This window comes from Pseudoalteromonas sp. GCY, assembly GCF_016695175.1.
Taxonomy (GTDB): Bacteria; Pseudomonadota; Gammaproteobacteria; order Enterobacterales; family Alteromonadaceae; genus Pseudoalteromonas.
The window spans coordinates 546428-558446 of the sequence record NZ_CP068023.1 but is presented as its reverse complement, the minus strand read 5'-3'; the positions used below and the strand labels follow the sequence as shown (position 1 = coordinate 558446).

Annotated in this window: 10 protein-coding genes; 5 read left to right on the top strand and 5 right to left on the bottom strand. The window is 44.6% G+C overall.

The window, feature by feature from the left end; translation table 11 throughout:
• Nucleotides 1–107: 107 nt before the first annotated feature.
• The 3 genes from JJQ94_RS07625 (at nt 108) to yjjG (ending at nt 2315) form a co-directional block, all read left to right on the top strand.
• Entirely contained in the window at nt 108–1007 is a 900-nt protein-coding gene (locus JJQ94_RS07625; protein WP_010368692.1) for a phosphoribulokinase, read from the top strand.
• Nucleotides 1008–1104: 97 nt separating this feature from the next.
• Entirely contained in the window at nt 1105–1638 is a 534-nt protein-coding gene (gene yjjX / locus JJQ94_RS07620) for an inosine/xanthosine triphosphatase (RefSeq protein ID WP_010605825.1), read from the top strand.
• Entirely contained in the window at nt 1638–2315 is a 678-nt protein-coding gene (gene yjjG, locus JJQ94_RS07615; RefSeq protein WP_099029012.1) for a pyrimidine 5'-nucleotidase, read from the top strand. The genes yjjX and yjjG overlap by 1 nt, the downstream gene beginning before the upstream one ends.
• A 621-nt stretch (nt 2316–2936) precedes the next feature.
• Here the strand turns inward: yjjG and rlmB are convergent.
• From rlmB to JJQ94_RS07590, 5 genes are all read right to left on the bottom strand, one after another.
• A complete protein-coding gene (gene rlmB, locus JJQ94_RS07610) occupies nt 2937–3677 on the bottom strand; it encodes a 23S rRNA (guanosine(2251)-2'-O)-methyltransferase RlmB (protein WP_010368698.1) in 741 nt (246 codons plus the stop codon).
• A 22-nt stretch (nt 3678–3699) separates the two neighbouring features.
• Nucleotides 3700–6189 carry a ribonuclease R gene (gene rnr / locus JJQ94_RS07605; RefSeq protein ID WP_099029011.1) on the bottom strand — a complete coding sequence of 830 codons (2490 nt, stop codon included), beginning with the start codon at nt 6187–6189 and terminating at the stop codon, nt 3700–3702.
• A 79-nt stretch (nt 6190–6268) separates the two neighbouring features.
• On the bottom strand, nt 6269–8455 hold the full coding sequence (locus tag JJQ94_RS07600; RefSeq protein WP_099029010.1) for an ATP-binding protein: 2187 nt from the start codon (nt 8453–8455) through the stop codon (nt 6269–6271).
• Nucleotides 8456–8561: 106 nt separating this feature from the next.
• Nucleotides 8562–9164 (bottom strand): response regulator transcription factor, encoded by a 603-nt coding sequence (locus tag JJQ94_RS07595; RefSeq protein WP_099029009.1) that lies wholly within the window; start codon nt 9162–9164, stop codon nt 8562–8564.
• Entirely contained in the window at nt 9161–10141 is a 981-nt protein-coding gene (locus JJQ94_RS07590; protein ID WP_236596561.1) for a sensor histidine kinase, read from the bottom strand. Before JJQ94_RS07590 ends, JJQ94_RS07595 begins: the two co-directional genes overlap by 4 nt.
• 246 nt (nt 10142–10387) lie before the next feature.
• Here JJQ94_RS07590 and JJQ94_RS07585 point away from each other — a divergent pair, with 246 nt between their 5' ends.
• Both JJQ94_RS07585 and JJQ94_RS07580 read left to right on the top strand, forming a co-directional pair.
• Nucleotides 10388–11251, top strand: coding sequence for a DMT family transporter (locus JJQ94_RS07585; protein ID WP_099029007.1), 864 nt, complete (start codon nt 10388–10390; stop codon nt 11249–11251).
• Entirely contained in the window at nt 11248–11970 is a 723-nt protein-coding gene (locus tag JJQ94_RS07580) for a glycerophosphodiester phosphodiesterase (protein ID WP_099029006.1), read from the top strand. The genes JJQ94_RS07585 and JJQ94_RS07580 overlap by 4 nt, the downstream gene beginning before the upstream one ends.
• Nucleotides 11971–12019: the final 49 nt, after the last annotated feature.

Below are 12019 nucleotides of genomic sequence, written 5' to 3'. Positions count from 1 at the left end.
TATATCACCCCGCTATGATACCCAACACTCGCCCTCAAGCAAAGCTTGCCAAAAACTTTGCTTCGCGTAACATCGAATTAACGGATGATGAAAGCTAAGGCAGATTTATGTCAGACAAACACCCTATTATCGCCATCACTGGTAGTTCAGGCGCAGGCACTACAACAACGACAAGCGCGATAAAACACATATTCCGCAGTCTTAATACCAAAGCCGCCTATGTCGAAGGCGATAGCTTTCATCGCTACACTCGCCCTGAAATGGATAAGTTGCGTCGCGAAGCGCTACAAGAAGGTAAGCACATTAGCTACTTTGGTGAAGAAGCTAATGATTTTGGCGCATTAGAAAGTCTGTTCAAAAGCTATGGCGAAACCGGTAATGGCAAAGTCCGTCGCTACCTTCATACGTTTGACGATGCCGTGCCATTTAATCAGCTACCGGGCACTTTTACTCCTTATCAAGAACTAGAACAAAACACCGATATGCTGTTTTATGAGGGACTGCACGGTGGTGTCGTGACCCCCGAATATGATGTGGCCAGCAACGTTGATTTATTGATTGGCATGGTGCCTATCATCAACCTTGAGTGGATCCAAAAGCTCATTCGCGATACCAATGAACGCGGCCACTCCAAAGAAGCAGTCATGACGTCAATTGTGCGCTCAATGGATGACTACATTAATCACATAACTCCCCAGTTTTCTCGCACGCATATTAACTTTCAACGCGTGCCCACCGTGGATACCTCCAACCCATTCAGTGCTAAAGATATACCATCATTAGACGAAAGCTTTGTGGTTATTCGCTTTCGTGGCATCGAAGATGTTAACTTCCCTTACTACTTACAAATGATCGAAGGCAGCTTTATGTCTCGTGTAAACACGTTAGTTGTGCCGGGTGGGAAAATGGGGTTGGCGATGGAGTTGGTGCTGACTCCACTTATCAAAGAATTATTAGTAAAGAAACGCGCCCTTGAGAATATGGCGCCAGTCGATTTACCGATTTAATCCACCTTATGTTTTGATAAGGAATAATAGCTTCCTTGCATCGCTCCATATCACACTTTACACTGACGCCTTTTAGGGCATCACGAGTAGTTGTTATATGGACGTGCTTACCATTTTAGTGGGGTCTAAAAACCCAGTAAAAATCAATGCTGCAAAAACCATCTTTGCGCAGTACTTTCCCAATGCAAAAATTGACTGTCAGGGTATCTCAGCGCCGAGTCTCGTTGCGGATCAGCCTTTAGGTGAACAAGCCACCCGCGAAGGCGCAGAGAATCGTGTTACTTACTTACAGCAACATCATCAAGCCGATTTTTATTGTGCCATGGAAGGAGGCGCTGCCAAATTTGAATATGGTGCGGCTACTTTCGCTTATGTCGTCATTGCGGATAACCGTCGTACGAGTGTCGGCCGTAGTTGTAACTTGCCTCTACCGGCATCGGTCTACGCACGTCTTGAACAAGGTGAAGAGCTAGGACATGTAATGGACGACCTGTTCAACACCACTAATATCAAGCAACAAGGCGGTGCTATCGGTTTACTAACCAACCACCTTGCCACTAGAGAAAGTAGCTACACGCAAGCCTTATTGCTCGCAATGGCGCCCTTTAATCACCCAGAGATGTATTTATAATGTCGAACTACACACATATTTTATTTGATGCTGACGAGACCTTATTTAGCTTTAATGCCAAACTTGGATTACAAACGCTGTTTACTCAATATGACGTTGTGTTCACTGACGAGGACTACGAAGAATATAACAGCTTAAATGCGCCACTTTGGGTGCAGTATCAAAATGGTGAGATTGACGCAAAAACACTTCAGGTAACGCGTTTTAGCTGCTGGGCTGAAAAACTCGATATCGCACCTGAAACACTCAATGCAGGATTCTTGGCAGCGATGGCAGAAATTTGCCAACCGTTACCGGGAGCTAAAGCCTTGCTCGACAGCCTGAAAGGCCAGTGTACTTTGGCTATTATTACCAATGGATTTGCCGCGCTTCAGCAAAAAAGATTAGAACATACCGGCCTTGTCGATCGTTTTTCTGAAGTGGTGATCTCTGAGTCGGTTGGCAAGGCAAAGCCAGATCCGAGTATTTTTGCGCATACGTTAGCGCTGTTGGGAAACCCCGACAAATCCAAAGTGTTAATGGTTGGCGACACACCAGCAAGTGACATTCTAGGCGCAAACCGCTTTGGGATTGATAGCTGTTGGTTAAAGCATGATGGCAAAGTCTGCCCCGACCATATCAAGCCAACCTATACCGTAGAGTCTCTGAGAGAGTTGCAAGCGATTTTAATGGGGTAATACCCTGTACAATTGTGTGGGCTGGCCTTGCGGGTTTTAAAAGCTCGCCGAATAAATCGGCTCCTACCAAAGGCAGGCTTGAGTAGGAGCAAGTTTACCTTGCGAGCTCTTAAAGTTTTTGAATATGCGCCGAGAAAATCGGCTCCTACCAAAGGTAAACCTGTGTAGGAACAAGCTGACCTTGCGAGCTATTAAAAGCTCGCCGAATAAATCGGCTCCTACCAAAGGTAAACCTGTGTAGGAACAAGTTTACCTTGCGATCCCTTAAAGCGGTTGAAGATGCGCCGAGTAAATCGGCTCCTACCAAAGATAAACCTGTGTAGGAGCAAGTTTACCTTGCGAGCTATTAAAAGCTCGCCGAATAAATCGGCTCCTACCAAAGGTAGACCTGTGTAGGAGCAAGTTTACCTTGCGAGCTATTAAAAGCTCGCCGAGTAAATCGGCTCCTACCAAAAGTAGAGCTGAGTGGGAGCAAGTTTACCTTGCGAGCTCTTAAAGTTGTTGAAGATGCGCCGAGTAAATCGGCTCCTACCAAAGATAAACCTGTGTAGGAGCAAGTTTACCTTGCGAGCTCTTTACGCTGCTGAAGATGCGCGCGTCAACCGGCGCTTATCAAGCAGATTAAAGCGCTGAGCGCTGTCTTAACACTTCAAATAAACAAACACCGGTCGCAACCGACACATTTAAGCTGGACACGCTACCTACCATCGGGATCTTAACCAGTTCATCGCAATGCTCTCGAGTTAAGCGGCGCATGCCATCCCCTTCGGCGCCCATTACAATAGCCATAGGTCCAGTCAGGTTTGCATCAAAAACAGCTGTATCGGTTTCACCAGCAGTACCCACAACCCACACACCGGCTTCTTTAATATCACGCAATGTGCGAGCAAGATTGGTTACTTGGATAAGCGGAACTGTTTCTGCAGCGCCACACGCTACTTTTCTTGCAGTGCCGTTTAGCTTTGCAGACTTATCCTTTGGTACGATAACACCGTGTACACCTGCTGCATCGGCACTACGCAGGCACGCACCTAAGTTATGAGGATCTGTTACCCCATCAAGCACCAAGAAAAATGGTGTAGTTTCTCTTTGAATAATCTCATCAAGATCTTTTTCATTATATGCGCGCGCCGCTTTAACATTGGCAATAATACCCTGATGTTGCTCACCATTCGCTTTGTTATCAAGTGCTTTACGCTGCATAAATTGCACTGAAATACCAAACTTACGGGCATCGTTTACGACTTGATTTAAACGCTGATCTTCACGTCCCTTAAGTGCATAAATTTCTAAAAAGCGCTCCGGCGCGTTATTCAAAATGGCTTCGATTGAATGAAAGCCAAAAATTAATTCGTTACTCACGTTAAAGCTCCCGCTTTATAATCTATTGCGCTTTTTTGCTACTATTTCTTTCGTTTTTACCTGGGCGCTTTGCTTTGCCCTTTGCCGCTTTGGCTTTTTTACTCGTCGATTTCTTCTTCGACTTCAGCGTGCCTGCCTTTTTCGCCTGTTTGAGCTCACCTTTAGGGGTCGTTCTTTTGCGCTTTTTGGCTTTGTCATCGCCTTTTTTATCTTTGTCGCGACCAGACGTTTCACCGTCACGGCGCTTAGGTCCCGGAATTTTACCCGTTTTTAGCTGCTCACGAACACTACTTGCTGTGCTTTTTGGCGATTTTCGACGCCTTGCATACCTGTCTTGCTGACCTTCTTCAGCTAAAGCTAAGTTGATACGACGATCGTCCAAGCTAACTGAAGCAACCACAACGGTAAGTTTATCGCCGAGTCTAAACACCGTACGACTATGCTCGCCAATCAAACATTGCTTTGCACCATCAAAGTGGAAGTACTCATGCCCTAAATTGCTAACATGGATCATCCCGTCAATCTGTAGGTCGTCCAACCTCACAAATAATCCAAAGTTGGTGACCGATGAGATCACACCGGTAAATTCATCGCCAACATGATCTTGCATAAATTCACATTTAAGCCAATCAGCAACTTCACGAGTGGCGTCATCAGCGCGACGCTCTGTCATCGAGCACTGCTCACCCAGTTGTTTCACTTCATCTTCATTGTAGATGTAAGCGCCACTCACTGGCTGTTGTTGCTGCTGTAAAATGCCTTTGATTGCGCGGTGTACCACCAGATCCGGATAACGGCGAATAGGTGAGGTAAAGTGTGCATAGGCTTTTAATGCCAAACCAAAGTGGCCAATATTTTCTGGCTGATATACTGCTTGCTTCATTGAGCGCAGTAACATGGTTTGGATCAATTCTTTTTCAGGGCGATCTCCCAATGACTCAAGCGCTTGAGTCAACTCCTCTGGCGACGGATCGTTAGGTAATTGGCTTTCAATACCCAAGTCTTGTAAGAATTGTCTAAATTGGCTCAATCTTTCAGGGTCTGGCTCATCATGAACACGGTACAAGCTATGGGCTTCGTGTTTTTCCAACAGCTTTGCTGCTGACACGTTCGCCAAGATCATGCACTCTTCAATCAGCTTGTGGGCGTCGTTACGAACCACAGGCACGATAGAGTCAATTTTTCGATGGGCATTAAATACAAAGCGCGTTTCTAGGGTTTCAAACTCAATTGCACCACGCTCTTGCCTTGCAGCCTTCAGCGCCATATACATGTTATGGAGCTCTGTTAGATGAGGCACAAGAGGCTGATAATCCGCTCTGAGCTTTTCGTCACCTTGTAAGATCGCATGGACTTTGGTGTAAGTAAGACGAGCGTGAGAGTTCATCACGGCTTCGTAAAAACGGTAGCCAGACAAACGACCCGCTTCGGACACGGTCATTTCCGCAACCATACACAAGCGGTCTACCTTTGGATTCAATGAACATAAACCGTTCGATAAAACCTTAGGTAGCATTGGCACAACTTGCTCAGGAAAATACACTGAGTTACCACGTTCAATCGCTTCTTTGTCAAGCGCAGTGCCTTTACCTACATAATGAGACACATCCGCAATAGCAACCCATAAACGCCAACCTCCTGACTTTTTACGCTCGCAATATACGGCGTCATCAAAGTCACGGGCATCTTCCCCATCAATGGTCACTAACGGTAAATCGCGCAGGTCAACTCGGTCCTGTTTGGCAGACTCTTCAACAAACTCACCAAGATTTGCAACTTGTGCTTCTACTTCACTTGGCCACTCATGAGGAATGTCATGATTGCGAAGTGCCACCTCAATTTCCATACCCGGTGCCATATGATCGCCGAGCACCTCAAGTACTTTACCCATTGCATTCATTTGTTTGCTAGGGCTTTGAGTGATCTCTACCTGCACCATTTGATTATGGCGAGCACCATTTTCTTGGCCAGGTACGATGATGATATCTTGAGTAATGCGGGGATCTTCTGGCACCACGACTGCCATGCCAAACTCAACAAAATAACGACCGACGACTGGCGCACGCTCTTTTTCAAGTACCCGCACAATGCGCGCTTCCACCTTACCACCTGAGCCTCGACTGCCAGCCTTCGCTAACACCCAATCGCCATGCAGCACGCGCTCCATTTGGTACTTAGTGATAAACCAATCTTTGGGTTCGCCTTCGACTTCTAAAAAGCCAAAGCCGTCACGGTGTCCAACAACGCGACCTTTGACTAGACCATCATCACTTGGAATGGTGTAACACTTAAATTTATTGAAGTGCAGTTGACCATCTCGCTCCATTGCGCGCAAGCGGCGTTTAAGCGCAATTTGACGTTCTTCGTCTTGCACTTTTAAATCGTTACACAATTGAGAGAAAGAAGGTGGTTTGGCCGCGCTTTTAATATGTTCTAAGATAAACTCGCGACTAGGTACTGGATTGTCGTATTTTTGCTGTTCTCTATCGAGATAGGGATCCTGTTTTGGCATTACTGTCTTGTTAAATAAGCTATGCTGTTATTTTAACCCAAAATAGCCTAATGACCTAGGCCAAGATCGATGAATCTTTTTATGCAGATAGATTAACCACTGAATTTGATACCGACTCCAGTGTTGCAATTTGAGCATGAAGTTCTAATAAACGCTCAACTGAGCGTCTAGCAACCATAGCAAGACCGTCCCAATCAACTTGCTCTTCCGAGTAACTTAGCTGCGCAGTTGCAGCTTGCACAAGCTCGGCAAAATTCACCATGCCAAGCTCTAACGCTTCGTTTTCAATGTAGGCAAGTTTATCAACGGCTAAGTCAGTTACATTCAACTCTGCGAGCCCTTTAATTTGCGCAATTTCGTACTCAAATCGATCTGCTAAATACATCAATTTTGTCGCCAACACGCCTGAACTTTCACGGTTTGCGAGATCCATAAATCTTGATTGATCAATCAGAGTCTTACATTCCAAGCGAGATGTTGTTTTTACAGTCGCACATTCCAGTGCCGCATATAAACGGCTTGGCATGATAGGCTTAGTTAAACAGTCTTGCATACCTACTCTGAGACATTGTCTTTTCAATTCAGGATCGCCATCACCCGTTAATGCTACAACCTTAACGCTTGAGGTAAAGCCAATTTCGTTGAAACCCTCTTTAAACCACTCCAGACCATTACCGTCAGGCAGTCGCATGTCTAACAGAACAATATCAAAATTGTGTTCTAATAGCGCGACTTCAGCTTCTGCAAGGCACTTAGCAATAGAAAACTCATTCACCATATCGTTTAAATAGGTGCTGATCACTTCAATATTCATGGCGTTATCTTCAACAACAAGAACATTGAGTGCCAGCTTTTCTGCAGTAGACTCTGTGCTCTGCAACGGTGAATCACTACACTGACAATCTAGCTCAAAGCTAAACACCGTGCCATTGCCAAGCTTGCTGTCAACGTTTAGCTCAGAGTCTAGCCCTTGCAGCAGTTGCTTGCATAACGCCAACCCAAATCCAGCACTTTGCGAGATGGATTGTTCGGTATTTAATGTAACAAAGGGCTCGAAGATCTTTTCCATTTGTCCTTCTGTTAGCCCTTTACCCGTATCTTTAATCGCAAAACGGATAGTTTGCTTATCCTCGGCGCGACTAGTGCCTTCGAGGATCAGCGTTATAATGCCTTTATCTGTGTACTTAATCGCGTTCGAGAGCAGATTTCTGAGTACTAACGACAATGTATCTTGCTCGACGACATGAACGTCCTGTGGATACAGGCCTTTAACCTCGACCCTCAAACTCAACCCTTTAGCCAATGCCAGCGGCTGTAAGAGGCGAACTAACTCTTGCGAAAGACTATAAAGCGAGACTGGCACGCGATTTTGCGCCGCATATTCCCCTTTCGCTTGCAATAATACTTGATTGGCTAAGTCTGACATAGACATCGCGGCGTGGACGATAACATCGCATAATTGAACATGGCGATTGGGCTCTCGCGGCACTTTTTTAAGTGACTCTGCATGACCAACAATGGCGTTTAGTGGCGTTCTCAGTTCATGACTTAATAACGTTAAAAATTGTCCTTTTACTTGCGCTGACTGCTCAGCAGCAGTTTTTAACAGGCATAGTTCTTTTTCACGACGGCTGCTACATAACAGGCATAGAGAAAAACACAACAGCAGCGGCATCGTGCTCACAGAGACAGCGAAAAACTGATTAACCCAATTTGCCGAAATAAGGCTGTCTGTCACTGAATAGCCGCCAAGCATGACCACTCTAAATGTAAATACCGCCAGTAAGCTCAAGCATGATAGGCCAAACGCCCAATGTGCTGCACTAAATTCCTTCGATAATAATTTTTGTCCTTTATTCAGAGCCCGTAGACAATAAATCATCGCTATCGCCCAGACTAGGTAGTTGATCCCAACGCGAGCTATAAAATTAAAATCCACGTACAAAAAGTAAGTAAAACTTGGAATACCCAATGCAGCTAATACATACCAAGGCATGTAATTGCTTTTCACACTAAAAAACGCATCAACACCACGAGCCAGATAAAAAAGCCCAAATGCGATAGTGAGATTGGGAATAAAAATTGAGAACGTAATAGGAAGTGTATAGGCAGCTAACAAGCCACATCCAATTGCGGTAAGCGCAATGAAAATAAGCCAATCTCGAGTGCCTGGTAGGCCTTTATTAATAAACCAGTTTACGGCCATAAAAACTGTACAAACCACAGTCGTTATTGCGGTAACTTGAATAAGTAACTTAGGATCCATTATTGCACTCAAAATTAATACATTATTATTACTTAGCGAATAGTGCAGTATATTACCGCACAGCATTATTTTGAAGTATTAACTAGATATATGCTATTACAGCTAGTTACAGCCATCCTTTTTGCTTAGCAATTCTTGCAGCATCTACTCGGTTTGTCGCATGTAATTTCGCGATAGCGTCGGATAAATAATTCCTTACCGTTCCCTCACTCAAAAATAACTGTCCTGCGATTTCAGCGGTTTTTAATCCTTCGCTAGCTAAACGTAACGCTTTACGTTCCTTGTCGGTTAGAGGATCAGCATCTTCCAAAGCGTACAAAGCAAGCTCTGGGTCAATAACCTTATAACCATTCATGACCTTTTTCAGCGTTGATAGCAAGTACTCACTTGGGGCTTCTTTTAATACAAATCCATTTACCCCTAAAGTGATCGCGCGACGAATATAACCCGCCTTTGAAAAGGTCGTCATGATCACCACTTTAGTGTCTGACATTTTTTGTTGTAAGTGCTGAGCAAGCTCAAGTCCGGTGACTTGTGGCATCTCAATATCGGTTAGCACAATATCAGGCGTTAACTTTGCTAACTTTTCCTTTGCAATTTGGCCATTTTCCGCCTCGCCAACCACCTCTATCTCTCTATCTAGGCTCAATAATGCCGCGATAGCTCCTCTTACTAATGCTTGATCCTCAACAATAAAAACTTTGATCATACTGCTTCCCCTAGTACCGCCTTAAAGTATCCGCCCTGTTCGGTGTTATAAAATAATTGGCCACCACATTCTTTCAATCGGGTACGGATCCCCATTAGACCATTTCCTTCTTTTATCGACTTTACAGAGCCGTTATCTTTAATTTCCACAAAGACATTACTGTCAGATTGCCGTAGTGTGAAGCAAACCTTATCGGCGTCGCTGTGACGAATAATGTTGGTGCATATTTCTTTAGCAAAAAAGCACAAACAGGCTTCGCTTACTTTATCTAAAGTGACCGCCTGCAATTCTAGAGTTACGGCAATGCCCTTATCTTTTAGCCTCGATGCCAAAATGTGCAGCTGAGCATCAAGCGCTAGCTGATGATAGCCGGTGACCGCTTGGCGCACTTCGCTTAGTGCTTCTCTCGCTAAGTCTGCAACCTGCTGCGCTTCTGATTGTGCTTGCTCTAATGCATTTGCAGCAGCAAATTTGCTCGCCAGCTCCGCTTTTAATGCTATCGAGCTGAGTGAATGGCCGAGTAAATCATGTAGGTCGCGCGCAATACGCTCCCGCTCAGCCACGGCGCCTAATCGCTTAATCTCCTCTTCACTTTGCCTCTGCAACTCTTTATGTACTCGCTCTCGGTGTGACATCCAACCAAAAATAAAGAGTCCACATGCCACACACAGTGCAGGCATCAAGAAATAAACCGTTTGCTGGGTCGCGATAAATTTAGCCGTTAGCAATACCAGCGCAATGATGACCAGCATCGCTATGATTTTATAGCGAGGCAGAAAATTAAAACCGCAGAAAAAAGCAATAAAGCCAAATAATGAACTCGTCCCGGTCGTCACCCAACTACCTGCGACACAAAGCCCTGCCATCAGCACTAAATTCATCACCAACGCATTGCCCGTTTTTGTAATACTCTGCCAATAGAGCAGGACAAAACTAAGGTACACAACAACTTGCAACGCAATATTAACTGCATTCAATTGCGCCCAGTTAAATATTAATGGGAAAAAATAAAAGGTTGAAAATATAAGGGGTCCGGCATTCCAAAATGAGCGCCGTTTCTCAACTAGGGTAAATTCTGTGGTTATGGACACAAGCTTCTCTGATTCACTCTTTTTATTATTATTTACGTTTAAGCGCAGAATGTTGAGTGACAAGTGTCAACAATCTTGTCATCTCAAAGCGATTAAATGATAGACTGCTAAAAAACAGTTCTAATATTCAATATGCGCCCACAACAGTCCGCTTTGCTCTCGCTCCATAGTGCCGTTTTATTATTTGGTGGAACAGCATTATTTTCAAAATTAATTTCACTCTCAGCACTGGATATCACCGTTTACCGTACCGCCGTTGCTTTCTTTGTGCTACTACTGTTACTCAAAATACAACAGCAGCCGATAAAATTAATACATAAAAAAGATTATCTAACGGCTTTAGTTCTTGGTGTCATCGTGGGACTCCATTGGGTGACTTACTTTGCAGGCATGCAAATGGCGGGAATTGCAGTTGGGATCATTGCCTTTTTCACCTACCCCGTGATCACCGTTTTTTTAGAGCCACTTTTCACTCGCAGCCGTGTACAGCTAAAAGATTTTATCAGTGCGAGCGCAGTATTATTTGGTATCTATCTGTTAGTACCAGAAGCGAACCTTGGCAACCAAGTTACCTTGGGGATTATTACGGGCGTATTCTCGGGCGCACTCTTTGCGCTACGCAACTTGCTCCAAAAGCGCTTCTTTTCTCACTATAGCGGCCCACACACAATGCTTTATCAAACGCTTGTTGCATGCCTCATGCTGTTAGCATTTGTGGAAGTGCCCATTCAGCAAGTATCCACAGAAAACCTCTGGTTAATCTTGCTTGCAGGAGCAATATTTACGGCAATTCCACACGCCTTGTTTGCCTCTAGCCTACGTTATTTATCTGCCACCACTGCTGGGTTAATTTCTTGTTTACAACCATTGTATGGAACGCTATTAGCTTATATTCTGTTACACGAGACGTTGACACTTACAACATTACTTGGCGGGTTGTTGGTAGTTAGTGCAGCCTGTTTTGAAACTTGGTCTATTACAAGGAAAAAAGCATGATTCAAGTCTTAGCGCACCGTGGAGCCAGTGGCAGCTATCCAGAGAACACACTTGCTGCAATAGAAGCCGCTCTCCATATTGGCGTTGATGGTATTGAGTTGGATGTGCAAAGTTGCGCGGATGATTACGCCATTATCCATGACACTTGGCTAGACAGAACCACTAACGGCGTGGGTAAAGTTAATGAACAAACTCAAGCCTACCTTGCCACGCTTGATGCCGGTAAAGGGCAATCAATTCCCACGTTGCAGCAAGTGTTCGCCACCATAGGCAAACAGACAGATATCAATTTAGAATTGAAGCATACCTTTGGCCTAGATAAATTCGTTACCTATATTGAAGAACATATCCAGCAAGGCGTGATCACCAGAGAGCAGCTACTCATCTCCTCTTTTGACCATCATCAACTATTGTGGCTAAAGCAAAAATTACCTTGGGTAAGAATTGGCGCATTAACCGCTTCTATTCCAATTCATTATGCGCAATTTGCCGAAGCACTCCATGCCTACAGCATTCATATGGACAAAAACTTTATTAATCATGAATATGTGTTGGACGCAAAATCTCGCGGGCTAAAGGTATTTGCTTATACGGTCGATAAACAACAAGACATAGATATGATGCTAGATTTCGGGGTGGATGGTATTTTCACCAACTTTCCATGCCAAACCAAAATGTATTTACAGGGCATTGGTGCCTACGCCACCCCAGCGGAGTAACTGCTTGATCGCTTTAGCATTGTTATTCCATTTAGCTCATCTATACTGA